The 23,623-nt window shown below is 67.5% G+C and carries 22 protein-coding genes; 14 read left to right on the forward strand and 8 right to left on the reverse strand.

Annotated features, from left to right (window positions below; translation table 11 throughout):
- Nucleotides 1–201 precede the first annotated feature (201 nt).
- On the forward strand, nt 202–402 hold the full coding sequence (locus MPARV_RS0100130; RefSeq protein ID WP_012226668.1) for a cold-shock protein: 201 nt from the start codon (nt 202–204) through the stop codon (nt 400–402).
- A 161-nt stretch (nt 403–563) separates the two neighbouring features.
- Here the strand turns inward: MPARV_RS0100130 and MPARV_RS0100135 are convergent, their stop codons facing one another.
- The 3 genes from MPARV_RS0100135 to MPARV_RS0100145 form a co-directional block, all read right to left on the reverse strand.
- Nucleotides 564–1,613: an SAM-dependent methyltransferase gene (locus MPARV_RS0100135; RefSeq protein WP_031276837.1), complete on the reverse strand. Its 1,050-nt coding sequence runs from the start codon at nt 1,611–1,613 to the stop codon at nt 564–566.
- A 78-nt stretch (nt 1,614–1,691) separates the two neighbouring features.
- The gene (locus tag MPARV_RS0100140) at nt 1,692–2,291 is read right to left on the reverse strand and encodes a TetR family transcriptional regulator (protein ID WP_020376796.1); all 600 of its coding nucleotides are present in this window, start codon (nt 2,289–2,291) and stop codon (nt 1,692–1,694) included.
- A 63-nt stretch (nt 2,292–2,354) separates the two neighbouring features.
- On the reverse strand, nt 2,355–4,673 hold the full coding sequence (locus MPARV_RS0100145; RefSeq protein ID WP_012226674.1) for an arylsulfatase: 2,319 nt from the start codon (nt 4,671–4,673) through the stop codon (nt 2,355–2,357).
- Nucleotides 4,674–4,876: 203 nt separating this feature from the next.
- On the opposite strand from MPARV_RS0100145, the gene MPARV_RS20530 reads away from it, so the two are divergent.
- Together MPARV_RS20530 and MPARV_RS25480 are read left to right on the forward strand one after the other, a co-directional pair.
- Nucleotides 4,877–5,785: a patatin-like phospholipase family protein gene (locus MPARV_RS20530; RefSeq protein ID WP_012226676.1), complete on the forward strand. Its 909-nt coding sequence runs from the start codon at nt 4,877–4,879 to the stop codon at nt 5,783–5,785.
- 44 nt (nt 5,786–5,829) lie between these two features.
- Nucleotides 5,830–8,022, forward strand: a complete 2,193-nt coding sequence (locus MPARV_RS25480) for a RecQ family ATP-dependent DNA helicase (RefSeq protein WP_020376798.1) — start codon at nt 5,830–5,832, stop codon at nt 8,020–8,022.
- 84 nt (nt 8,023–8,106) lie between these two features.
- Here the strand turns inward: MPARV_RS25480 and MPARV_RS0100160 are convergent, their stop codons facing one another.
- Nucleotides 8,107–9,060 carry an oxidoreductase gene (locus MPARV_RS0100160; protein ID WP_020376799.1) on the reverse strand — a complete coding sequence of 318 codons (954 nt, stop codon included), beginning with the start codon at nt 9,058–9,060 and terminating at the stop codon, nt 8,107–8,109.
- The gene (locus MPARV_RS0100165) at nt 9,057–9,704 is read right to left on the reverse strand and encodes an HD domain-containing protein (protein ID WP_020376800.1); all 648 of its coding nucleotides are present in this window, start codon (nt 9,702–9,704) and stop codon (nt 9,057–9,059) included. Before MPARV_RS0100165 ends, MPARV_RS0100160 begins: the two co-directional genes overlap by 4 nt.
- 172 nt (nt 9,705–9,876) lie before the next feature.
- Here MPARV_RS0100165 and MPARV_RS0100170 point away from each other — a divergent pair, with 172 nt between their 5' ends.
- On the forward strand, nt 9,877–10,452 hold the full coding sequence (locus MPARV_RS0100170; protein ID WP_012226684.1) for an HdeD family acid-resistance protein: 576 nt from the start codon (nt 9,877–9,879) through the stop codon (nt 10,450–10,452).
- Nucleotides 10,453–10,470: 18 nt separating this feature from the next.
- Here the strand turns inward: MPARV_RS0100170 and MPARV_RS21890 are convergent, their stop codons facing one another.
- Together MPARV_RS21890 and MPARV_RS0100180 are read right to left on the reverse strand one after the other, a co-directional pair.
- Nucleotides 10,471–11,124 carry a phosphatase PAP2 family protein gene (locus MPARV_RS21890; protein WP_020376801.1) on the reverse strand — a complete coding sequence of 218 codons (654 nt, stop codon included), beginning with the start codon at nt 11,122–11,124 and terminating at the stop codon, nt 10,471–10,473.
- Between the two features lie 55 nt (nt 11,125–11,179).
- Entirely contained in the window at nt 11,180–12,541 is a 1,362-nt protein-coding gene (locus MPARV_RS0100180; RefSeq protein ID WP_031276842.1) for a diacylglycerol/lipid kinase family protein, read from the reverse strand.
- 147 nt (nt 12,542–12,688) lie between these two features.
- On the opposite strand from MPARV_RS0100180, the gene MPARV_RS20535 reads away from it, so the two are divergent.
- From MPARV_RS20535 to MPARV_RS0100205, 5 genes are all read left to right on the forward strand, one after another.
- The gene (locus MPARV_RS20535; protein WP_020376803.1) at nt 12,689–14,185 is read left to right on the forward strand and encodes an alpha-L-fucosidase; all 1,497 of its coding nucleotides are present in this window, start codon (nt 12,689–12,691) and stop codon (nt 14,183–14,185) included.
- Nucleotides 14,186–14,194: 9 nt separating this feature from the next.
- A complete protein-coding gene (locus MPARV_RS0100190) occupies nt 14,195–15,031 on the forward strand; it encodes an MOSC domain-containing protein (RefSeq protein ID WP_020376804.1) in 837 nt (278 codons plus the stop codon).
- Between the two features lie 4 nt (nt 15,032–15,035).
- Nucleotides 15,036–16,250: an NADH:flavin oxidoreductase gene (locus tag MPARV_RS0100195; protein ID WP_012226693.1), complete on the forward strand. Its 1,215-nt coding sequence runs from the start codon at nt 15,036–15,038 to the stop codon at nt 16,248–16,250.
- Nucleotides 16,251–16,343: 93 nt separating this feature from the next.
- Nucleotides 16,344–16,856, forward strand: a complete 513-nt coding sequence (locus MPARV_RS0100200; protein WP_157789388.1) for an exonuclease/endonuclease/phosphatase family protein — start codon at nt 16,344–16,346, stop codon at nt 16,854–16,856.
- The gene (locus tag MPARV_RS0100205) at nt 16,814–17,143 is read left to right on the forward strand and encodes an endonuclease/exonuclease/phosphatase family protein (RefSeq protein ID WP_031276844.1); all 330 of its coding nucleotides are present in this window, start codon (nt 16,814–16,816) and stop codon (nt 17,141–17,143) included. Before MPARV_RS0100200 ends, MPARV_RS0100205 begins: the two co-directional genes overlap by 43 nt.
- 9 nt (nt 17,144–17,152) lie before the next feature.
- Here MPARV_RS0100205 and MPARV_RS0100210 read toward each other — a convergent pair whose 3' ends face one another.
- Nucleotides 17,153–17,842 carry a protein-L-isoaspartate(D-aspartate) O-methyltransferase gene (locus MPARV_RS0100210; protein ID WP_202948794.1) on the reverse strand — a complete coding sequence of 230 codons (690 nt, stop codon included), beginning with the start codon at nt 17,840–17,842 and terminating at the stop codon, nt 17,153–17,155.
- 73 nt (nt 17,843–17,915) lie between these two features.
- Here MPARV_RS0100210 and MPARV_RS0100215 point away from each other — a divergent pair, with 73 nt between their 5' ends.
- The 5 genes from MPARV_RS0100215 (at nt 17,916) to MPARV_RS0100235 (ending at nt 23,556) form a co-directional block, all read left to right on the forward strand.
- Entirely contained in the window at nt 17,916–20,153 is a 2,238-nt protein-coding gene (locus MPARV_RS0100215; RefSeq protein WP_157789389.1) for a CocE/NonD family hydrolase, read from the forward strand.
- A gap of 112 nt (nt 20,154–20,265) precedes the next feature.
- Entirely contained in the window at nt 20,266–20,682 is a 417-nt protein-coding gene (locus tag MPARV_RS0100220) for a YidH family protein (RefSeq protein ID WP_012226701.1), read from the forward strand.
- A complete protein-coding gene (locus MPARV_RS20540) occupies nt 20,679–21,032 on the forward strand; it encodes a DUF202 domain-containing protein (RefSeq protein ID WP_020376807.1) in 354 nt (117 codons plus the stop codon). Before MPARV_RS0100220 ends, MPARV_RS20540 begins: the two co-directional genes overlap by 4 nt.
- Nucleotides 21,033–21,286: 254 nt before the next feature.
- A complete protein-coding gene (locus MPARV_RS0100230) occupies nt 21,287–21,589 on the forward strand; it encodes a GlsB/YeaQ/YmgE family stress response membrane protein (RefSeq protein ID WP_012226705.1) in 303 nt (100 codons plus the stop codon).
- 53 nt (nt 21,590–21,642) lie between these two features.
- A complete protein-coding gene (locus tag MPARV_RS0100235) occupies nt 21,643–23,556 on the forward strand; it encodes an alkyl/aryl-sulfatase (protein ID WP_020376808.1) in 1,914 nt (637 codons plus the stop codon).
- The last annotated feature ends 67 nt before the right edge of the window (nt 23,557–23,623 follow it).

Genomic DNA, 23,623 nt, shown 5'->3' on the forward strand with positions numbered 1-23,623 from the left:
TATGATGCCGCTACTCCCCCGGGTTGGACTTCCGTCCGCGCCGGTCACCTCTGTCAACACCTCTGACCGGCATCGAGTGGGCACCAGTCCGTCTCGATCAATCGGTCGCGTCGATGCCGGGTTCGCCCGGCGCTCGGTCGCGTCCATCATCCAATACCCGTCCGCATAGCGGTCGGTTCAACGCCAAAGAAAGGCAACCGAATGCCACAGGGCACCGTCAAGTTCTTCAACGCCGACAAGGGATATGGCTTCATCTCCCGTGAAGACGGCGAGGACGTCTTCGTTCACTACTCCAACATCGACGTCGCGGGCTACAAGTCCCTCGAGGAGGGTCAGGTCGTCGATTTCGAGATCGGCCCCGGCCGCAAGGGCCCCGAGGCCCTGAACGTTCGGCCCGTCTGAGCCGATCCTGAACCCGTCGCTGCACTGAGCCCCTTGCGGGCCGGCGCAGCGCACGAACCTCCTCGAATCCCCGGTCGCCCAGGTGGCCGGGGATTCGTCGCGTCCACGCCCGAATCTCGCCCGGGCGCCGACCCCGGACCCACGTTTGTTGGTCGTGCCGCTCAGCGAGCGGGTGAGGAGCGTGGGCTGAACAGGTAGTGCGATACCCAGAACTCCGATCCACCCCGATAGGCGAACAGTTCCTCGCAGGCCAGATGGAAAAGCCACCAGCGCCAGTACCAGCGCTCGGCATGCTCGCCGTAAGCGTCGGGCGATGAGAACAACGCAACGATCTCGTCCTGCCGTTCCTCGTGGGTCTCGCGCCATGCGGCCAGGGTCTTCGCGTAGTGCGTGCCGTCCAGGCGCCAATGGTCCTCGACCACCAGATCGCGCTGTTCGTGCAGCAGCAGGTCGTCGGCGGGCATCACCCCACCCGAGAAGAAGTACCGACCCATCCAATCTCGCTCCGAGGTGGTCTCGAAGGCCCATGATCCGCTGCGATTGGTGAAGATGTGCACGAACGCCAGGCCGTCAGGCTTCAGCCATTGGGCGACCTTGGCCATCAGCGCCCGATGATTGTTCACGTGCTCGAACATCTCCACCGAGACGACACGATCAAAGTGGCCTTCGGGCTCGAAGTCGGCAACGTCTGCCGTGAACACGACCACGTTGCTCAGTCCCCTCCGCTCTGCCTCGGAGGTGATGTGCCGCCGCTGGGTGGCCGAGTTGGACACCGCCACAATCTCCGAGGCCGGATAGCGATCGGCCATCCACAGGGTGAGCGATCCCCACCCGCATCCCAGCTCGAGCACCCGCTGGCCGTCGGCGAGACGGGCCCGGTCACAGGAAAGCTCCAGCATTGCCTCCTCGGCCTGTCCCAGTGTTGTGATGCCCACCGGCCAGTACGCGGAGGAGTATTTGAGGCGAGGCCCCAGCACCGCCTGGAAGTACTCGGTGGGTACCTCGTAGTGCTGCTCGTTGGCCTCGACCGTATGCGTGGTGATCGGGCCTGACGCCCGCTCGGCCATCAGCGCACGCTGGCGTTGCGAGAAGTCCTCGATCGTGCCGGAGTTCAGTTGGGAGACCCGGCGGGCGATACGAGCTCGGATCCCCAGCCGCACCGCCCGCTTGGGGAGGCGTCCCGATTCGGCGCGGTCGATCAGCGTGTTCATCATGTACTGCATCCGACGCCGCGTGCGCTGTTGGATGGGTTGCTGCCAGAACTCATCGTCGGATGCGGGTGACCGCGCTCAGCTGGTCGGGCCGGGCAGCGCAGCAAACCCGGCATGCACCAGCTGTGCCAGATCGAGCCGGTCTGGATCGACCAACCACCGATCGGTCGCCGTGCGCACCACGGCCATGCCAACCGCTGCGTACAACGCCGGGCGGAGGTCATCGGTGGGATCAACACCGAGACGGTGCGCGAGGGCATCGGTGAGCATCGCCTGAAAGGCCGGCGAAATCGTCACCTGCTGGTAGCGGCCCACGTTGGGTGACGTCGCCACCAGGCGGGCCCGCTGGATGCGCACGGCGCGCTGGCGTTTGTAGTACCCGGCCAGGCTGATCAGGGCCTCGTGCATGGCCGCCATCGGCGGCTCGTCCACAGGACGCTCCCGCATTCGCCGGGCCAACTCGTCGAACTCGTCCCGCCAGGCACCGAAGAGCACCGCCTCCTTCGAATCGAAGTAGCGAAAAAAGGTGCGCTGGGACACCTCGGCGGCAGCAGCGATGTCGTCAACCGTGGTGGCGTCATAGCCATGGTCGGCAAAGAGTTCCCAGGCCGCCTCGGTGATGGCCAGATGGGTGGCCTGCTTTTTGCGCTCCCGCTTGGAGGTTGCGGATTCGGCCATGGTTCGATGGTAGGCCGGCGAACTTCCCCGCCGGGATTCGGTACGACCTGACCGCTTGGCGGACTACTCGAAGGCTGCACCCATCTCGCGTAGCACCTCGATCAGCGAGTTGGGCGAGTCCGCCGGTGCCTCCCCTGGCTGCACGTCGACGCCGTGGATCGTACCGGTGAACGGGTAGGCGCCGTGGGCCTGGTAGAGGTCCCAGTGGACCGGCGAACGGCGGTCGAGGCCGACGTCGATACCTTCAAATGGAGCCATGGGGAAGAGGCAGGTCCAGCCGTCGGCGGCGCCCACCTTGGTGCCGTCGACGCTCAACGTCACGTTCCAGACATTTCCCCCCGGCGCCACGAAGTCGGCGACGATCGCGTGCTCGCCGCCGTCGGGACGGGGCGCATCGATGGTCTCCAGCAGTCCCCGGCCGCTGTTATAGGTCAGGTGAACACCGGCGGCATCCAGCCACATCGAGTAGCCGCCGCCCTGGTCGCCGTGCGCCATGACGATGCCCTCATCCGACGGGTTGATCGATATTCGGGCGGTCACGCTGAAACTGCGGATCATCACCAGTTGCAGCGAACGCCACCGCTCCAGCGTCGGTGTGCCGGGCGTGAGGGTGACCGGCCGCTCGTACACCTCATTCCACGGCGGACGTTGCAGGTACTTCAGCCCGCTGCCCTCATCGAGCGGGTACACCTGGTTGGCCCAGGCCGCCTGGTCCCATGCCTGGGAGAGTTCGGCGACGAGGTCGGGGTGGGCACCGGCCAGATTCCGGGTCTCGGTGGGGTCGCTCGTCAAGTCGTACAGCTCCCACTCCTCGTCGGAGAACCGGGTGAGCGGGTAGTGCAGGCTGACCACCTCCCAGCCGTCGCGGTAGTAGCCCCGATGGCCGAGCATCTCGTAGTACTGCTCGGTGCGCGCTGACGAGGCCGCCGGATTTGCAAGAACGGGGGCGAAGCTGATGCCCTGCATCGCCTTGAGTGCCTTGCCGTTGCGTTCCGATGGCGCCGCCACCCCCGTCAGTTCCAGCAGCGTCGGGAGGACATCGACGACGTGCACGTACTGGTCCCGCCAGGTTCCGGCGGCGCCATCGTCCGTCGATTCGGCCACGCCGGGCCCAGCCAGGATCATCGGTACCTGGTGCCCGCCTGCGTGGGTGTTGATCTTGTAGAGACGAAACGGCGTGTTGCCGCACGCCGCCCAACCGCGCGGATAGTGCGGCATCGTGGTGGGGCCGCCGATGTCGTCGATACGGGCCAGGTCGGCTGTGGTGTCGGTGGCTCCCAGCAGGTGCACGTAGTAGGCGGTGGTGCCCTCGGCCTCGCCCTCTCGGGAGGCGCCGTTGTCGGAGGTGAACATGATGATGGTGTTGTCCAACTCGCCCATCCGTTCCAGCGCCGAACGCAACCTGCCGAAGCTCTCGTCGACCGAGGTGACCATGGCGGCATACACCTCCATGTACCGGGCGAACAGCCGCTGCTCGTCCGAACTCAACGAGTCCCATGGCGCCACTTCCTGGCCCGGCTCCGCGTTTCGGGGCGGCAGGGTGATCGACTCATCGACCAGGCCCATCGCCTTCATCCGGGCGAAGCGCTCCTCCCGGAGGTCATCCCAACCCGCGTCGTAGCGGCCTCGCTGCGCCTCGATATCGGCAGGCTTGGCGTGCAGCGGCGCATGCACCGAACCGTGACTGAAGTAGAGAAAAAAGGGCTTGGCGGGATTGGAGGCCTTGGCGCCCTGCAACATCTCGACGGCCCGGTCGGTCAGGTCGTCGGTGAGGTAGTAGCCCTCCGGGTAGGTGTCGACGGTGACCGGCGAGTTGCCATCGATGAGTCGGTGCGGGTGGTGCAGGTTGGTGAACCCGTCCAAGAAGCCGTAGAACCGGTCGAAACCACGCTGGACGGGCCAGGAGTCGAACGGTCCGGCGTCCGAGCAGTGACTGTCCTTGGTCAGATGCCACTTGCCCACCATGGCGGTGAAGTAGCCGGCATCGGAGAAGATTTCGGCCGCGGACGCCACGTCGTCGGCCAATTCCATGGCATATCCCGGGAACCCGGCATCGGAGTGGGCAACGTGGCCCACCCCGGCCAGGTGCGAATTGACGCCCGTCAGCAGCGCGGCCCGGGTTGGCGAGCACATCGGAGTGGCGTGATAGTTGGAGAAACGCAGGGCTCCAGCGGCCAACTCGTCCAGATTCGGGGTGGCGATCTCGGACCCGTAACAGCCCAGGTCGGAGTAGCCGAGGTCATCGGCCATGATCACGATCACGTTGGGGGCGCCTTTGGGCGCCGCCGCCTCGGGCGGCCACCACGCGTCAGACCCGGCAACGGTGCGGCCGATTCTGCCCTCAAAATTCTGGTAGGCGCCGGTGGATGCGGTGTGGCTCATGTGGTTTCCTCCCTCAGGGTCGACCGACGCCACGTGGCAACGCCGACGACCTCGTGAAGTCTGTCGCACCACGGCCGCCCTCGCGAGTTGGCCCTCACGCCGTAACCTTCGCCGGCACGTCGCCCGACAACCTGTTCCGGCGTCAGCGTCACTCCGCCACACGCTTGCCCTCCTTTGCCCGCTCACCCGACAGGCTCGCCTCGATGATCCAACTTCCCCCCCGAGTCACCGTGGTGCTCGGTTCCGGCGGCGCCGGCGGATGGATGTTTCACCTGGGTGTCCTCCGAGCGCTCCAGAGCGAGGCCGACTTCCTCCTTTCCGACGCAAGCCGCGTGATCGCCACGTCCGCAGGCGCCGGCGTGGCCGCACCGGTGCTGATGGGCACGTCGCCGGCCGATACCGAGGCCGCGCTGATGACGCCCCCCTCGGGGGATGAGCGCGAGGCCTTCTCCGAGGCACGCGACGCCAACCGCGACCGTGGGCTCGAGCGTTTTGTGCCGGCAGCACCGAACTTGGCCTCCCGGGTGCTTTCCAACCCGATCCTGGCAGGTTCCGGCTTGTTGCCCGCCGGCATCATCCCCACCACCGGGCTGGCGCGCGCCGACTCGGTTCGTGACACCGACCGCTGGCCACCGTCGCTGTGGATCACCGCCACCCGTCTGAGCGACGGGCAACCGTGTGTCTTCGGACCGGGCCGGTTGGATGCCCCACTCCAGCTTGCGGTGCAGGCAAGCCAGGCCATCCCTGGTGCGTTCGCCCCCGTGGAGATCAACGGTGAACGCTACGTCGATGGCGGCCTGGTGTCGCCCAACCACGCGAAACTGGCGCTGGAGGACCCCTGCGACCTGGTGATCCTGGTGAGCGTGCAGAGCCGTCCGGGGCTGCGCGCCACCCGGGTGCAGGCCCGACGGCGGCTGGGCTCGGAGTTGGCGGCGCTGTCCGATGCGGGCCTCCCCACCGTCCTGGTCGAGGTGGATGATGCCACCAACGCCTGGTTTCGTGGCTTTCCCCGCAGCAGCAGCGACAATGGACCGGTGATCCAGCAGCACGCGGCCGGACTCACCCGGCAGGCATTGCGCCGCTGGGCCGAGTCTGGTTCCGGCCCGGCCTAAGCGGCACGGACGGGGCTGTCACCGGGGGTCGGTACGGTCGGTACATGGCCGTCCCGACAGCATCGACACCCCCGCCTTCCCCCGGCGACACCCGCGCCCCGTCGGTGGTTGAGCCTCCACGACCCAGCCGGGCCGAGGTCGCCGAGGAACTCACCGCCCACGTCAGGGCGCTGGCGGGGCCAAACGCACTCCCCCGGCCCGAACAGGTCGACGCGGTCACCGCGGTGGTCGCCGACCGGCAGCGCACCCTTCTGGTGGCCCGCACCGGCTTTGGCAAGTCGGCGGTGTACTTCTCGGCCACCGCGATGCTGCGCGCACGCGGCTGGGGCCCCACCGTGGTGATCTCACCGTTGCTGGCGCTGATGCGCGACCAGGTGGCCGCCGCCGAACGTCTCGGGCTCACCGCTGTCACCATCAATTCGTCCAATGTCGATGCCTGGGACGACCTGGAGGCACGCTTGACCTCCGACGAGGTGGACCTGTTGCTGATCGCACCGGAGCGCCTGGCCAACCCGGGCTTCCGGCGGCGGGTGTTCGACTCATTGCGATCCAGGGCGTTCACCCTGGTGTGCGACGAGGCGCACTGCATCTCCGACTGGGGCCACGACTTCCGACCGGACTACCGGCGTTTGCGCCGCTTGCTGGCCGAGGTGCCGCCATGGACGCCGGTGCTTGCCACAACCGCCACCGCCAACGCGCGGGTCACCGAGGACGTGGCCGCCCAGTTGGGCGACGACACCCTGGTGCTTCGCACCTCTCTGGACCGCGGGTCGCTGCGGTTGTCGGTGGTCGATCTGCCCGACGACGCCCATCGCCTGGCGTGGCTGAGCGAGCGCTTCGACGAGCTGCCGGGCTCGGGAATCGTCTACTGCCTCACGGTCGATCAGGCGGAGACCACGGCCCGCTGGCTGCGCGATGAGGGCCACGATGCCGCCGCCTACACCGGTTCGGTCGAGCCCGACGATCGGCTCCGCTTGGAGGAGGCACTCCGGGCAAACAAACTCAAGGCGCTGGTGGCAACCTCAGCGCTGGGAATGGGGTTCGACAAGGGCGACCTGGCCTTCTGTGTTCACCTGGGACTCCCGCCGTCACCGGTGGCCTACTACCAGCAGATCGGACGCGCCGGCCGCTCGTTGGACACCGCCGAGGTGATCGCGTTGCCTCGCCCAAGCGAGGACGCTGCGATCTGGCGCTGGTTCGAGTCGGTCTCGCTCCCCTCCGAGGAGCTCTGCCGCAGCACCCTCGATCAGCTCGATCTCGTCGAGCCGACATCGATCGCCATCCTCGAACACACCGTCAACCTGGGCCGCAACCGGCTCGGCACCCTGATGAACATCCTCGAGGTGGACGGGGCCGTCGAACGGGTGGGCGGTGGCTGGATTCGAACCAGGTCGGACTGGGCCTACAACCACGCACTGGCCACCAACCTGCGCGAGCTGCGGCGGGCCGAGTCCGAGCAGATGCGGACGTGGGCCGAGCTGGACGGTTGTCGTCTGCGCTACCTCCGTGAAGCCCTTGACGACGCCGAAGCCGGCGACTGTGGACGCTGCGACCGATGTACCGACAGCACCTGGCAGTCCGACCCCGACCCCGAGGGGGTCGCCCGGGCACAGCAACTGCTGCGTGGTGGCGACGTGATCGTGCCGCCGCGCAAGCAGTGGCCCAGCGGGTTGGGCGAACCGAAGGGGCGGATCGCCGCCGATCGGCAACCTCGTCCGGGTCGGGCGCTCGCTCGTCTGGGCGATGGCGGGTGGGGTCCGGTCATCGAGCGCCTCGTCTCCCGGGCCGACGCCGGCACCGAGCCGACCGTCGAGCTGAACGACGACCTGCTGTGGGCCATCGCCGGCATCCTCAAACGCTGGGACTGGCAGGCGCGGCCTACGTGGATCTGTCCGATGCCATCACGGCGCCGCCGCGCCGTCATCGACGCTGTGGCGGATGGATTGGGCGAACTCGGCAGGCTGCCGGTGCACCGGGCACTCACCGCCGGTTCGGGGCCGCGCGCATCCCCCGAGGCCTTCCAGGCCGATCAGGCCAACTCGGCTCACCAGGTGGTGAACGTCTGGCACCGGCTCGTCGTCGACCCCGCCGCCCTGCCCGAGGCCGGGGTCCTGGCCGGGCCGGTGCTGCTCATCGACGACGAAATCGCAAGCCGCTGGACCGTCACGGTGGCCGCCTGGCGGCTCACGGAGGCCGGCAGCGGGCCGGTGCTGCCGCTGGCGCTTCGCTCCCGATGAGCGCCGCCCGCGCCACCCGGGCAACGGAGACGCGCCCCGACCCACGTCGTCGCAACGCCGTGCACGTAGATCGATGAATGCTGCTTAGCCGTCGCGTTCGGCCTCGGCGAGAGCCGCCACCACGTCCATGGCGATGCCGGTCTCGCGTTCGGACACCTCCCACAGCGTGTCGATGGCCGCGTCGCTGCCTGGCAGGAGCAGCAGCGGACGCCTCACGGCGGGGCCGCTGGAGGTAAAGAGCGGCCCGTAGAGTTCCCCGCCGGAGGCACCAGGGTCGGTGGCGGCCCGCAGCTGCGGACGAACACCCACCACCGTCGACATGCCGGCCAGGGCAGTGAAGGGGGCGCCGATCATGCCCACCAGACCGCCGCCACCCTCGGTGGCCGTGTGGGATTGGAGGTTGGTGTTGGACAATCCCGGGTGGGCCAGCAGGCTGGACGCAGTCGTCCCAGCAGCTTCGAAGCTTCGCTGGAGGCCCAGACCGAAGTGGTAGTTGGCCAGCTTTGACTGCCCATAGGCCTTCCACGGCGCGTAATTGCCCCGCAGGTGCGGGTTGTCCGGGTCGACGGGACGGCCTTGAAGGCGGGCGACGCTGGTGACGGTCACCACCCGGGCATCGACCGCTCGCAACAATGGCACCAGGAGGTGCGACGTCAACGCCCAGTGGCCCAGATGGTTGACGCCGAACTGCATCTCGAACCCGTCTGTGGTCACCCGTTCTGGCAGCGCCATGAGCCCGGCATTGTTCACCAGCAGGTCGATACTGCGATGCGAGCCGACGATTTCATCGGTCGCCGTGCGCACCGACGCCAGGTCACCAAGGTCCAGTTCGACGACCTCCAGCGACGCTGCCGGGTGAGTGCCGAGGATCTCCGCCCTGGCCACTGCCGCCTTGGCCTGGTTCCGCGCCGCCATCACCACGTGCGCGCCGGCGCCGGCCAGCGCCTTGGCGGTCTCCAGTCCCAGGCCGCCGTTTGCACCGGTGACAACGGCGGTGCGGCCGGAAAGGTCACCAATATCGCTCTGCGTCCAGCTCACGACTGATCACGCTTGTAGATCGAGCGCTTCGGCGAGGCGAAGAACCCCTCGAGCAGCGGGCGAAACTCTTCGAGCGCAAGGCTGGGGTAGTCCGGATCGAATGCCGGCTGATCGAAGTCGGCGCAGAACTCTGCGCACAGGTCGTAATGCGGGTGCCCCTCAAACCGATCGCGCATGTTGGGGTCGAGTCCGAGGTACTCAAAGAAGTAGTACCCCTGGAAGATCCCGTGCTGTTGCACCATCCAGTGCAGGTCATCGTCGACAAAGGGCCACACGATTGCAGCGCCGATGTCTGGATGGTTGAAACTGCCGAGCGTGTCGCCGATGTCGTGCAACAGCGCGCAGGCCACGTAGGAGTCGCTGCGGTTTGCCCGCACCGCACGGGTGGCGGTCTGGAGCGAGTGGCTCAGGCGGTCGACGGTGAAGCCCCCGTAGTCACCCGACAACACGCCAAGGTGGGACATCACCCGGTCGGTCAGGCCAGGGTAGAACTCCAGCTGAGCTTCGACGATGCGGTTCCAGTCGGCCTGGGTGCCCTCGGTCATGGCGGTGAATCCCGCCCTGAGCGCGCCGCCAGAGGCGTCGGCGCCGGGTTGGCGCGGCGCGATGGCTGTCGGGTCGATGCCGGATTCAAACGTGCTCATCCCGCCAGTCTGGCGCAACCGGGCTGAGCGTCAGGGCCATGCAACCGCTGATTGCCAGCTTCCCAGCAGTCTCGCACCTTCCGCTGCGAACGCCCGCCGCGTTCGCTATCCTCCGGCCAACCAATCCGCCCCCGGCCACAGGCCGTTCGAGATCACTCAGGAGAACACCACCATGGTGAACACACCCCAGGTCGGTGCCGACCCGCGCAGCCGCACAGGAGGTTGGTGGATTCCCGTCGTTGGCGGGGTGATCGCCGTGGTGTTCGGTTTCCTCGTCCTGTCGTTCAATTACACGACGTTGTGGGCGGTCACGATTGCCGCAGGCGTTGGGTTCATCCTCACCGGCGTCGCCGACCTGAGCGCCGCAATTGACGCCAAGGGTGCCCAGCGGTGGGTGGGGCTGGTGCTTGGAGTGCTGGCCATCGGTGCGGGCATCGTCGCCTTTGCATGGCCCGCCGCCACCTTCGTGGTGCTCGCCAAGCTGGTGGCCTGGCTGCTGTTGTTCCGGGGCGTGTTCGGCATCATCGGCGCCTTCGAGTCTCGCCACGCCGGGATCGAACTGTGGTGGATCTCGCTGGTGCTGGCCACCCTGGAGATCGGTGTGGCGATCTGGGCGGTTCGCTACCCGGGCCGGTCGGTGGTGCTGCTGGTGCTGTGGATCGGCATTGCGGCAATCTCGCGGGGCATCGCCCTGCTGGCCATCGGCTTCACCATTCGAAGCGTGGGCAAGGCGCTTCCAGCAGCCTGAGGATCAGGAGCGCCACAGTCAGCGGCCTGGTTCAACCACCAGCCGCCGAAGGAGCAACAGCCACATCCCGGCGAGCAGCCAACCTGCCGCCACGTCACCGGGATGGTGGGCGCCAAGTGCCACCCGGCTGCTGCCAACCAGCACCGCCAGGGTCGCAGCACCGGCGATCACCGGGCCGGGACTCCAGGAACGAACCCGTGCTGCGGGCCTGCCAGCGCTGTGCGCGGGTCGGGCGAGAAGCCACATCGTCGACACCCAGACGATCATCGAGTTCATCGCGTGCCCGGACGGAAAGCTGGTACCGCGCGCCGTCACCAACGAGTCGAGATCGGGACGGGCCCTGGCCACCGTCAGCTTCAACGCCGTCTCGACGACCGCACCGAGCACCCCGCACAGCAGCAAGGTTCGGGCCCCGTTGAGGTCGCCTCGACGCCACAGCAGGCCTGCGCCGATGGCGACCACCAACGCCAGCAGCACCGGCGCACCCAGGTTGGTCACCACCAGCGCGGTTTCCCGCACGATCCGGTGCCTGCCCACCCAACCGACCACCGCCGTGGTCAACCGCTCGTCGATGCGGTCCACAGGCCCCCACCTCACCGGCAGGCTCAGTGCCAGGCCGGTCAGGTACACCACCGCCATGGCCAGACCCCATCGGCCTGGCGCCTCACCCACATCGCCGGTACCAACCCCTTGATCCGGCCCGTCCCTCCGGCGAGTCTCCCGCCGGTCAGTTGGTCGGGGCATGAACCAGCAGAGATCGAGGATGCTTCGCCACCACGAACTCGGCCGGTCCGTCGAACGCCTCGCCATCGGTCGCCAACATGGCGCTGGATCCGTCGGTACAGATCTCCAGGTGGTCGACCAGGCGCCGCTCGTACACCCGGCTGCGGGCCAGTGTGCCGGTGAGCAACGACATCATCAAACGTCCACGCGCCGCCGGGTGCGAGCCATCGACCAGGCGCACATCCAGACGCCGATCATCCAGACGGGACCGGGTGGCCGGTGCAAAGCCGGCGGGATCGTACGCGCAGTTGCCGATGAAGATCATCCACACATCCCGTCGCTCACCGTTGAGGGTGATCCTCGTCGGGGTGGCGGTCCGCAACACCTTGATCAAGGCCACCAACATCGCCGGCCACTTCCCGATGCGGTCCTCCAGGCGCTCCCGTGCCATGACCAACTCCGGGTAGCTGCCCAGGCTGGCCGTGTTGAGGAACGCACGATCGGCAATCGAGGCGGTGTCAACCTCGATCACCGTGCCGTCCGTGACCGCTGCGATGGCGTCAGCCACCGTGTCGAGGCCCAGGTCTCGGGCGAAGTGGTTCAGCGTGCCTCCCGGAAACACCGCCAAGGGGATTTCGTGTTTCATCGCCACTGAGGCGGCGGCGTTGATACTGCCGTCTCCCCCAAGGATGCCCAACGCCGCCGCCGATTCAGCCGCCTCGCCCAACACCTCCAGCAGGTCATCGTCGCCACCCAAAGCAACCACTCGGGCCGCGGGGAGACCCTGACGGATCTCTTCAAGCGGGCCGTCAGACCCGTCGGGTCCGGCGCTCGGATTGGCCACCAGGGTCAAGCCGGCTCCGTCGGCATCGACCGCGCCGCGGTGCCGGCGGGGGGCAGGCGGCGCATCCGCCGGCGAGGTGTCGATGCGCGGCCACCACCGAAGCGTGGCGAGCGCGGCAGCGGCGCCGAGCGCCGCCCCCGTGGCGGTTGCAGCCGGGCCGCTGCGGCGGGCGGACGCGCCGATCGTTGCGAGGCCGAGTACCGTCGCCGGGGCGGTCCACGGCAGCGATTCCAGCGCGGTCGCTGCGACGAACGCTCCGGCGGCCGCCGCCTCCGAATCGACCACGCTCTTGGAGGCCACCCGCTCAGATCGGAACACCACCTCGGTCACGCCGACGGCCATGGCGCCACGCATCGCCGCCCTTCGGCCCCGTCGCCCGCCGGCCAAACCCATGGCAAGCCAGGCCGGCCCCCGCAGCATGGCGCCGCTCATACGGGCCGATGCCAACTGCTGCGACCCGACCTTCTGCGGACGCCACCTCGACACGACCACACGCTTCAAACCCAAACTCATTGTTCCCATGACAGCGGACCGTACCCGGACCGCGCCGGTTTCACTCCACCGTCAAGATCGCCCGACTCCTCGCAGGCCTGCGAAACTCCGCTCTGTCCGCTTTGACGCCGATGACGTCGACCCCACCGAGCGAACGCCACAGGTAGGGTCGCAGCGATGGGCCCACGACCCGACTCCGGCAACCGGCCACTGGCCGACAGGGGCGGCCCCACCGTTCCTGCCTGGTGGCGGGACGCCAAACTCGGCATCTTCATCCACTGGACCCCGGCGTCGGTGCCCGGTTGGGCCCCGACCGAGCACGAGATCGGCCCGTTGTTGGCGTCGGACCGCCACAACCCACTGGCCGAGATCCCCTATACCGAGTGGTACGAGAACTCGCTGCGCTTCCCCAACAGCTCCGTCTCGCGCCACCACGCCGAGGTGTACCCCAACCGCCCCTACGCCGATTTCGCAGCCGACTTCCGGGCAGGGCTGGACACCTGGGATCCGCAGGACTGGGCCCGCCGCTTTCGTGCCGCCGGCGCCCGATACCTGGTGCTGGTGGCCAAGCATCACGACGGGTTCTGCCTGTGGCCGACCGCCGTGCCCAACCCGCATCGGGCCAACTGGTGTACCGAACGGGACGTGGTGGGCGAACTTGGCGAGGCGGCGCGCGGGGAGGGCCTGCGTTTCGGCGTGTACTACTCGGGCGGCCTCGACTGGACGTTCAACGACCACCCGATCGGTTCGCCGAGCGACCTGTTCGCGGCGGTTCCCGACGGGAGCTATGCCGCTTACGCCGACGCTCACGTTCGCGAGTTGATCGACCGCTTTCGACCTGACGTGCTGTGGGGAGACATCGCCTGGCCCGGCAACCGCAAGGCGCTCACCAACCTGGTCGCTCACTATCGTGCCGTCGTACCCGACGGTGTGGTCAACGATCGCTTCATGCCCCACTCGGTGCTGTCGGGTGCACTGAAAAATCGGGCCGCCGCGGTGCTGATCAACGGGGGCGCCCGCAGGATGGCTCAGCGTGACCGGGGCATCGTGCCGCCAAAGCCGCCGATCTTCGACACCCGTAGTCCCGAGTACTCGGCGATCGACCGGGTCAGTCACACCGCCTGGGAGTCGGTCCGAGGTATCGACCGGAGCTTCGGGTTCAACCGCAACTCGGACCCGGCCCACTTCCTCACCAAAGATCAGCTGTCGTGGTCGTTCTGTGATGTGGTGTCCAAGGGTGGCAACCTCCTGTTGAATGTGGGGCCGAGAGGCGCCGACGGACGGATCCCCGACCCGCAACTGACCCGACTCCACTGGCTGGCCGAGCTGCTGGGCACCGACGCCGACGGCATTGTCGGCAGCCGGCCCTGGGTGACACCCGGCGATCGGGGCGGCGGGCGGGAGGTGCGGTACTGGGCCGACCGTGGCAACGTCACTGTGGCCATCCACCATCCCGGCCCGACCGGCTCGCTTGAACTGTGGGACCTCGCAGCCACCGCAGCAACCCGGGTGCGAGCCCTCGGCCGGGGGGAGGCCCACTCCACCGCCACCGCCACCACCGGTCCACTGACGATTCATTGGCAGGGCGGCGGTGATGGACCGGTGGCCCTGTTCAGCGTGAGCGGCGCAGTGGCGGCCCGTTCTGGGCTGCACCCCGAACGGGCGGTGTGGTGAACTCGCCCCATGAGCGAGAACACCAACGAGCACATCGACGGCGTCACCAACCAAACCGATGGAACGGTGGGCACCGTTGCGCGGTGCTTCCGGGCTCCGGTCAAGTCGATGCAGGGGCTGTGGGTTGACTCACTGGAGTTCGGGGAGTCCGCCGCGGTGGGCGACCGCTCCTGGGGCCTGATCGACGACACCACAGGCAAGCTGATGACCGCCAAGCGTTACGGCCGCTTGCTGGAGGCAGGCGCAGACGACACCACGATCACGCTCGCTGACGGTCGCCGAATCGAGATCGATTCCCCAACGGCGTCGGGCGCGCTGTCCGAGTGGCTGGGCCGGGCAGTCACCCTCTGCCGTGCGGGCGAGGTGCCCGACACCGGCTACGAGATGACCTTCGATCCGCCCAACGATGATGCCGAGTACTACGAGATTCCCACTCCACCCGGAACGTTCCTCGACCTGGCCGCTGCGCACCTGATGAGCTCGGCCACGCTGGCGGCCTGTGCCGAGGCGCGGGGTGATCTCAACTGGGACGTTCGACGCTTTCGGCCCAACCTGCTGATCGACGTCGCCGACGGCGTCGGACCCTTCGGCGAGGAGGCCTGGGTGGGCCGCAACCTGCACGTGGGCACTGCGGTGTTGTCGGTACAGTCGCCGACGGTGCGATGCGCCATGCCGCTGCGGGCGCAACCCGCTGAGGGCGCTGAGCCCGACCTCCAACGGCAACGTGGAATGTTTGCAGCGATGAACGAGCTCAACGGAACCCACCCCAATCACCTGGGCATCTACCTTCAGGTCGTCCGGCCCGGCACGGTAGCCGTCGGCGACCCGATCAAACTGGAAGACTGAACTCATGGCCATCTCCTCGGACAGCACCACACCGACTCCAGGACCGTTCGACCCCTACCAGCTTGGGCCGATCAAACTGCGCAACCGCATCGTGAAGGCCGCCACCTTTGAAGGGGTCATGCCCAGGGGTGCGGTCTCCGATGAGCTGATCGCCTTCCACCGGCGCGTGGCCGCCGGTGGCGCCGCATTGTCCACGGTGGCCTACTGCGCAGTGTCGATGGGAGGACGGGTCAACCCCCACTCCCTGGTGATGAAGCCGGAACTCACCGCCGACCTGGAGCGTCTCACCAACGCCGTCCACGAAGAGGGCGCCGCAGTCTCCGCCCAGTTGGGCCACGGCGGGCTGGTGGCCAACGCCCGCGCCAACCGCACCCCCACCCTGGCGCCATCCACCCGCTTGAGTGCCCCCGGCATGGGCATCGTCAAAGGAGCCACCGAGGCTCAGCTGGACGAGGTGGTGGCCGACTTTGCCACCGCCGCCCGCGTGGCTCAAAACGCGGGCTTCGACGTGTTGGAGATACACCTGGGCCACAACTACCTGCCCTCCTCGTTCCTCAGCCCCAACCTCAACAAGCGAAAGGACCGCTACGGCGGCAGCCTGAAAAACCGCCTGAGGTTTCCCCGCCGCATCATCGATGCCGTACGTGGTGCGGTCGACGACCGGGTGGCCGTCGTCGCCAAGCTCAACATGGCCGACGGGGTCGAGAAGGGCCTGTGGCTGGAGGAGAGCCTGCAGTTTGCCTCGATGCTCGAGGCCGACGGCCAACTCGACGCCATCCAGCTGACCGGCGGCAGCTCGCTGCTCAACGGCATGTACTTCTTCCGAGGTGACGTGCCCATGGAGGAGTTCATCGCCACCCAATCCAAGGTGGTCGGCTGGGGCATGCGGGTGATGGGTCACAAGATCTTTCCCGAGATGCCGTTCGAGGAGGCGTTCTTTTTGCCCTTCGCCCGTCAGTTCCGGGAGGCGCTCACCATGCCACTCATGTTGCTGGGCGGCATCAACCGGCGCGACACCATCGAAGGTGCGCTCGACGAGGGTTTCGAACTGGTGGCCATGGCCCGGTCGCTGCTTCGCGAACCAAACCTGCCCAACCTGATGCGAGACGAACCCGGGCACTCCAACGGGCTGTGCGTCCACTGCAACAAGTGTCTGCCCACCATCTACTCGGGCACTCGCTGCGTGCTGGTACCCGAAACCGCCTCGGCGGCCCACTGATCAAACGCCTCATCGCCGTGGGCGCTGCCATTGCGTTCCTGGCAGCAACCGGGTGTTCGGGCAACGACACCCAAGGCGGAGGGTTCGTTCTCGTTGCTCACCTACAACGTGGCCGGGCTGCCGGAGGGCATTTCTCAGAGCCACCCCGAGGCCAACGCACCCATCATCTCCGGCCTGCTTGGAGACTTCGACGTCGTGCTCACCCAGGAGGACTTTGGGTTCTACACCGATGCCATTCGCTCCAAGGCCCCCCAGAAGTACAAGTCCACGCCTCATCCGGGGCCGAGCGTGTTGAACCCGATCAAACGAACCGAGGCCATCGCAGGCGATGGTCTCAACATCATGTCCAACCTGCCGATCGACCCGGAGCTCGACCGGGTGCCATGGGCCGGGTGCGGTCCGGCCGCCGCCGACTGCCTGGCATTGAAGGGCTTTGCGCGAACCACCTTGACCCTCGCTGCGGATACCGACGACCCCAAGGCCGAAGCGCAGGTCGACCTGTATTCGCTTCACCTGGAGGCCGGCGGCGTTGACCACGACCTGCGGGCGACGACCTCGACCAGTTGGCCGCCTACCTGGCCAAACAACCCGCCGATCGCCCGGTGATCATCGGCGGCGACTGGAATCTGCACACCGACGAGGAGCCGGACGCAGCCCAGTTCGCCGACTTCCTCGCCACCACCGGCATGTCCGACGTGTGCGGGTCGGTCGACTGCGGCAACGACGGGGACGTCATCGACAAAGTGGTGTTCCGCTCGACCGATGACGTGAAGCTGACGCCAACCTCCCACACCTTTGAACGGGAGCTGTTCGTCGACGGGGCCGGCCAACCCTTGAGCGATCACGACCCGCTGCGCGTCGACTTCGACTGGGAGTTGCGTCCGACCCGGTAAGCCCCGTGCTCAGCGGGCCCGGGTTCGAGTGCTCGCTTGAGCGGGCCAACCCTGGGCGCCGATCAAGGGCACAAACCTGACTGCGCCCAGATCCTCCTCCCCAAGCAGGCCATCGCGAAGCGTCGCTCGAATGAGGTGCTGATCGTTCGCCGCGCGTTCGATCGGCATCACCAGGCGCCCGCCCTCGGCCAGCTGTTCCACGAGCGCCCTGGGCACTCCGGGACCGGCCGCGGTCACGATCACCGCGTCGTAGGGTGCCCGCTCGGCGTACCCCAGCGATCCATCGCCGACCACCACCTCCACGTTGTCGTACCCCAGTGCATTCAGCCGAACTGCGGCAGTTTCAGACAACGAGGGGTGACGTTCGACGCTCACCACCTCGGCCACCACCCGGCTGAGCACAGCGGCGCCGTATCCGGACCCGGTGCCCACCTCCAACACCCGGTCGGTCGGGCCCACCAGCGCACTATCGATCATGGCCGCCACGATGTACGGCTGAGAGATGGTCTGTCCCTCACTGATCGGCAACGGCTCATCGTTGTAGGCGCGAGGTGCCAACCGGTCGGGCACAAACCGCTCCCGGGGAACCTCCCCCATGGCATCGAGCACCCCGGTGTTGGCGATGCCGCGAGCCTCCAGTTGCTCGCGCACCATGACAAGTCGACGTTGATGCCGGGCGTTTGGATCGTGGCCGCTCACGACCTCAACGTAGCGACGCTCGCTAGGTTCGGGGGGCCACAGCACCGAACGCCGTGGTCGACTGGAGCTGGCCGTGACATCCAATCCCCCGCCGACAGGAGACGGGGTGGCGTCGCATCCGTCGCTTCGCCCCGGGGTCGAGACGCTGACGATCACCGACGCCGCGCCAGGTACCCACCTCCGGGTGGAGACCGTCGACGGCGATCCGGTGGTCACGCTGCTCGCCGATCATGCCGGCAACGCCCACGTCACCTTCATCCCCGACGAGCACGCCGTGCTCGCCGACTCAGACGCCCTGCAGGCCGCCATCCGCGGTGGCCACACGCTGGAGCCCGGCGAGTATCGGGTGGTGGCGGGCGACCCCGGCGGTGCCACCGAGCCCTGGGTCAGCAACCTGGTTCGGGTGATGGCGGTCGATGACCACCCCCACCCGTCGCTCTACGACCAGACGCTCGCCGAGGGTTTCGGCTACCTGTCGGTGCGCGACGACGTGCTGTTGTCGGCGATGGTTCGGTTCCCCGACGAGAACCTGTATGGCCCCGGTCCATGGCCAACGGTGGTTGAGTACTCCGGCTATGGCCCGTCGGACCCCGACGCCCCCCAACCGGGCACCTTGTTGGCCACCCTGTTCGGATTTGCCGTCGTTGGTGTGAACATCCGCGGCACCGGCTGTTCGGGGGGCATCTTCGACGTCTTCAGTCCCGCCCAGGCAGCCGACGGCTTCGACATCATCGAGACGGTGGCCCGCCAGGACTTCGTGCTCGGCGACCGCGTCGGCATGATCGGACTCAGCTACCCGGGTATCGCCCAGCTCTACGTCGCAGCCACCCGCCCGCCACATCTGGCGGCCATCGCTCCGCAGTCGGTGATCGATGACCTGTGGCGTCAACAGTGGCCCGGTGGCACCTACAACTCGGGTTTCACCCGGGTGTGGCTGGCCCAGCGCGACGCTCAGACCAAGCAGGGTGGCATGGCCTGGGACCAGGCACGCATCGATGCAGGCGATGAGGTCGCCCGTGCCAACCAGGCGGTCCGCACGCAGAACCTCGACTTTGAGAGCTTCGGACGGGCCCTGGAGAATTTCCGGCCGTCGATGTCCCCTCGCCGCACCGCCGATCAAGTCAGCCGGATCGAAGTGCCCGTGTTTCTCACCGGGTCCTGGCACGATGAGCAGACCGGCAGCCGTTTCGCCCTCATGCTCAACGACTTCACCTCGTCGCCCCACACCGTCTTCACCCTGTTCAATGGGCACCACCCCGACGGCTACAGCGCTCCGATGATCGGGCGATGGTTCGAGTTCCTCAACTTCCATGTGGCCCAGCGGGTTCCGAGGTTTCATGACCTGGTGCGCGCAGTGGCACCATCGCAGTTCGCAGAACACTTCGGTGCCACCCACGAACTGGAGCAGGACCGCTTCACCGAGTGGGCCGACGACTTCGAGCAGGCCCGGGCCAGGTATCTGGCCGAGCCATCGGTGCGCATACTGTTTGAAAGCGGCACCGTTCACGAGGTGCCCGGAGCGCCGGGCGCCAGGTACGAGATCACCGCCAACTCGTTCCCGCCCGCGGGGTGCCGCGCCCGACGTTGGTATCTCGGTCCGGGCGCCACGCTGGGTGACGAGGTGCCCAGCGAGGACGGCGCCGATCGCTACCTCGACGACCCCGACGCCGGGGCGGAGTCCTACGCACTCACCGACGACTTCGACGCGTTCATCCAGCCCACCGTGCCGATCGAGTGGACCCATTTTGCCGACGAACACACCGCCGCCTACCAGAGCGAACCGTTGACCGAGCCGGTCGCCGTCATGGGTCAGGGCCACGTTGACCTTTGGATGCGTCCCGGCACCACGGACACCTCGGTGCAGGCCTCGCTCACCGAGGTTCGACCAGACGGACAACAGGTGCGGATGCAAGCCGGTTGGCATCGCCCGGTGCACCGGATGGAAGACGGCGAGCGCAGTGGCGACCTGACCGTGGACTACACGTTTCTCCCCGAGCATCGTCAACCGCTGGTGCCCGGCGAGTGGGTGCGGTTCCGGCTGCCGTTCATGCCGCTGGCCCACGTGGTGAGGCCCGGCTCGGCGCTCCGCCTCACGCTGTCCACACCGGGACGGGACCATCCGTTTTGGCGCTTCGACAACCCGGTCGAGCCGGGTGCCGGCCACGACATCGGCTGGGGCGGTGCCCGGCCATCGGCCCTGGTGCTTCCGGTGCTTGACGGCGTGGAGCACCCGCTCGAATATCCGGCCGCCGATGCTCAACGAGGCCAACCGGCACGACCGGCTCGTCCCATCGCCAACACCGCAATCTAGACCCACCGGCGACTCGGGGGCCCACCGGCCGACCCACCCGCCCGCCTGGGCGCTCGCCGGTTCGTTGCAATGCCGGTTCGTTGCAATGCCGGGCGGGTAACGTCGGCCAACCATGACCGCCCGCGCAGAAAAGCCGACTCGACGCCGGGTCGTGCCCACCAGGCAGACGCTGGCACAGGGCTTTGGCACCGATCCGCGCCGGGTGGGCTCCGAGCCCGACTACCGGTTCACGCTGGCCAACGAGCGCACGTACCTCGCCTGGATCCGCACCGCCCTCGCACTGGCGGCCGGCGGGCTGGGAACGATCACGGTGATCGATACGTTCTATGGCCAGGAACTGATGGGCCTCTTGTTGCTCGGCCTCAGCTTCATCACCGCCGCCACCTCGTATCGGCGATGGTCGGCCAACGAGCGATCGATACGTCTCGAGCGGCCGCTACCCCCGTCGATCCTCCCCCAGGTGATGACGATCGGCACGGCGCTGGTAGCGATCGCTGCCAGCGTGCTCGTCATCGTCGGCAAGCTGTGAGCCAGAAGCCGCGGCTCGCCCCCGAACTGGATAAACCGGGGCTTCAGCCCGAGCGGAACGCCCTGGCCTGGGAGCGAACCGCCATCTCGATGCTGCTTCTCGGCGTGCTGCTGGCACGAGCCGGATCGAAGGGTGGGCACTGGGAGATCGCGCTGGCCGGGCTGGCCCAGACCGTGGTCGGTTCGGCGGTGCTCATCTGGGCCGGTTTCAACTACCGCCGCCTGCACGGACCGATCGAGCACGGCGGCGACGGCGTCGTCCATCCGGGAGCCGCCCGAACGGTCGGGTGGATCACGATTGTGTTCACTGCGGTCAGCCTGGCGGTTGCGATCGACATGATCCTGACGTAACCGCCACCTGAGGCGGATCACGTTGCCGGTGACCACACGGCCGGCGTCGGCGCACAACCAGGGACAGCGTGCGGTCCGCCAGCACAACTCCAACGCAGAGACCACCTCCGGGGTGTAGACGGGCTCTCAGGCGTCGCCGAGCCCGACCCCAAACGGAGATTCATACGTGAGGCAACGAACCCTCCTACGCGGAGGTTTGGCGCGAGTCAATGCGCTCCATTCCGAAGGTGGCCGCCACCCGGTAACGTCGTGTCGTGCTCCTCATCGGAATCATCATCACGGGTATGGTCGTCGGCGCAGTCGCGCAGTTCATTCTTGGACGGGAGGGCGGCAAGGTCGACTGGCAGATGGCCCTCGTCGCCGGAATCGTCGGTTCGTTTATCGGGGGGTTCCTCATCAACCTGATCAATGGCGATGGGGTGAAGCTCGGTCCGAGCGGACTGATCGGTTCGCTCGTCGGCGCCCTGATCGTCACTGCCATCTGGCAGGGTCTCAACGCCAGGAAGGCCGCCGACGCCAAAACCCCGCCACCGAAGCGCACCAAAACCAACCGCTGATCACGCGGCGGGCCGCTACCCTTCCCCGTGGTTGACACCAAGGGGGACATGACGTGAGCGATCTTGATCCGCGCCCGGCCACCGGGTTCACCGAGGCGGCCAACTCCGCGGCCGTCGTCGACTTCGACGACGAGGTCGACTTCGCAGCGGCCCAACGCGGCCTGATCGCGCAATTGCCAGGCGGGCGCGTCGAGCAGGCCGGCAACGCGGTGTGGGACGTGGCCTCCCACGACTTCCTTCGCACCGACGATCCACCTCCCCCCAGCGTGCACCCCGGGCTGTGGCGCCAGGGCCGCCTCAACTCGAACCACGGCCTGTTTGAGGTGGCAGACGGCGTGTGGCAGGCACGCGGGTACGACATCTCCAACATCACCTTCATGGCCGCCGACGACGGCTGGTTGATCATCGACCCGCTGACCACCGAGGCCACCGCCGCCGCCTGCCTTGCACTCGCCAACGACACCCTGGGCACACGACCAGTGAGCGCGGTGATCTACACCCACAGCCATGTCGACCACTTCGGCGGAGTGCTCGGCGTGACCTCCGAGGAGGCGGTCACGGCAGGCGACGTGCGCATCATCGCCCCAGACGGGTTCCTTGAGGAGGCGGTCAAGGAGAACGGTCACGCCGGCCCCATCATGTCCCGCCGGGCGCTGTTCCAGTTCGGCCCGCTGCTCGCCCCGGGCCCCCGCGGGCAGGTCGACGCCGGGCTTGGCCAGGCGCTGCCGCTCGGGGCCAACAACCTGCTGGCACCCACCGAGACGATCGCCGCCACCGGCGAGGAGTTGACCGTCGACGGCATCCGCATCGTGTTCCAAAACACCCCCGACGCCGAGGCACCGTCGGAGATGAACTTCTTCTTCCCTGACAAGTCGCTGCTGTGCCTGGCCGAGAACTGCACCCACAACCTGCACAACCTGTACCCGATTCGCGGCGCCCAGACCCGCGATGCGCTCGCCTGGAGCAAGTACCTCCAGGAGGCGCTGGTGATGTGGGGCGACCACACCGACATCTGCTTCGCCAGCCACCACTGGCCCCGCTTTGGACGGGAGGACGCCAAGGCGTTCATCGCCATGCAGCGCGACGTCTACCGCTGGATGCACGACCAGACGTTGCGCCTGGCCAACCACGGCCACACCCCCGACGAGATCGCCGACGAGCTCACCCTGCCCGAGTGCTTCTCCCACCAGAGCCACGTGCAGGGCTACTACGGCACGGTCAGCCACAACGTTCGCTCGGTGTACAACCGCTACCTGGGTTGGTACGACGGCAACCCGGCCAATCTGCACCCGCTGCCGCCGGTCGAGGCCGCCGGTCGCTACGTCGAGATGATGGGTGGAGCCGACAACGTGATCGCCGGCGCCCGGCGGGCCTATGACGAGGGCGACTACCGCTGGGTGGCACAGGTGCTCAACCATGTGATCTTCGACGACCCGACCAATCAGACGGCACGCCGACTGTCGGCCGATGCGATGGAGCAACTGGGCTATCAATCCGAGTCGGCCACCTGGCGCAACTCGTACCTGATGGGCGCGTTCGAACTGCGCCACGGCTCGCTCCAGCTCGGCCGGGCCCGTCAGCCGGCGATGGCCAAGGCCATGACCGGGGAGCTGTTGATCGATGCGATGGGTGTTCGCTTCAACCCCGCCGGTTATCGGGACGCCGCCACCATGATCTGGCGGATCACCGACCTGGGCGAGGATCACCTGCTGGAGGTCAGCAATCACGCCATCTCGCAGCGGCGACTCGACGAGGTCGATCCGGACTGGTCCGCAGAGCCCGATGAAGTCGACGTCACACTGTCGCTCGACCGGGCGACGATGGTGACGATCATCGACGAGGCCGAAAGCTTCGGCCCGCTGGTCGACGACGGCACGATCACGATCGAGTCCGGCGACGCAGCCGTGGCCGCCGAGTTCCTGGCGGCCCTCGACGTCTTCCAGACCGCCAACATCATCGAGCCCTAGCCCCAATACCGTCCAGTTGGGGGTACAGGGGGTGTGGTTTGGTGGATGCCGCGTGCTGGGCAGCTGA

The organism is Candidatus Microthrix parvicella Bio17-1 (assembly GCF_000299415.1).
GTDB lineage: Bacteria > Actinomycetota > Acidimicrobiia > Acidimicrobiales > Microtrichaceae > Microthrix > Microthrix parvicella.

What these genes read in the sequence shown, in the direction of transcription:
- MPARV_RS0100170 (WP_012226684.1), top strand. Translation starts at nt 9,877, where the DNA reads ATGGTGAACACACCCCAGGTCGGTGCCGACCCGCGCAGCCGCACAGGA.
- MPARV_RS0100180 (WP_031276842.1), bottom strand. Translation starts at nt 12,541, where the DNA reads ATGGGAACAATGAGTTTGGGTTTGAAGCGTGTGGTCGTGTCGAGGTGG.
- MPARV_RS0100195 (WP_012226693.1), top strand. Translation starts at nt 15,036, where the DNA reads ATGGCCATCTCCTCGGACAGCACCACACCGACTCCAGGACCGTTCGAC.
- MPARV_RS0100135 (WP_031276837.1), bottom strand. Translation starts at nt 1,613, where the DNA reads ATGAACACGCTGATCGACCGCGCCGAATCGGGACGCCTCCCCAAGCGG.
- MPARV_RS0100140 (WP_020376796.1), bottom strand. Translation starts at nt 2,291, where the DNA reads ATGGCCGAATCCGCAACCTCCAAGCGGGAGCGCAAAAAGCAGGCCACC.
- MPARV_RS0100165 (WP_020376800.1), bottom strand. Translation starts at nt 9,704, where the DNA reads ATGAGCACGTTTGAATCCGGCATCGACCCGACAGCCATCGCGCCGCGC.
- MPARV_RS0100190 (WP_020376804.1), top strand. Translation starts at nt 14,195, where the DNA reads ATGAGCGAGAACACCAACGAGCACATCGACGGCGTCACCAACCAAACC.
- MPARV_RS20530 (WP_012226676.1), top strand. Translation starts at nt 4,877, where the DNA reads ATGATCCAACTTCCCCCCCGAGTCACCGTGGTGCTCGGTTCCGGCGGC.
- MPARV_RS20535 (WP_020376803.1), top strand. Translation starts at nt 12,689, where the DNA reads ATGGGCCCACGACCCGACTCCGGCAACCGGCCACTGGCCGACAGGGGC.
- MPARV_RS0100220 (WP_012226701.1), top strand. Translation starts at nt 20,266, where the DNA reads ATGACCGCCCGCGCAGAAAAGCCGACTCGACGCCGGGTCGTGCCCACC.
- MPARV_RS25480 (WP_020376798.1), top strand. Translation starts at nt 5,830, where the DNA reads ATGGCCGTCCCGACAGCATCGACACCCCCGCCTTCCCCCGGCGACACC.
- MPARV_RS0100130 (WP_012226668.1), top strand. Translation starts at nt 202, where the DNA reads ATGCCACAGGGCACCGTCAAGTTCTTCAACGCCGACAAGGGATATGGC.
- MPARV_RS0100145 (WP_012226674.1), bottom strand. Translation starts at nt 4,673, where the DNA reads ATGAGCCACACCGCATCCACCGGCGCCTACCAGAATTTTGAGGGCAGA.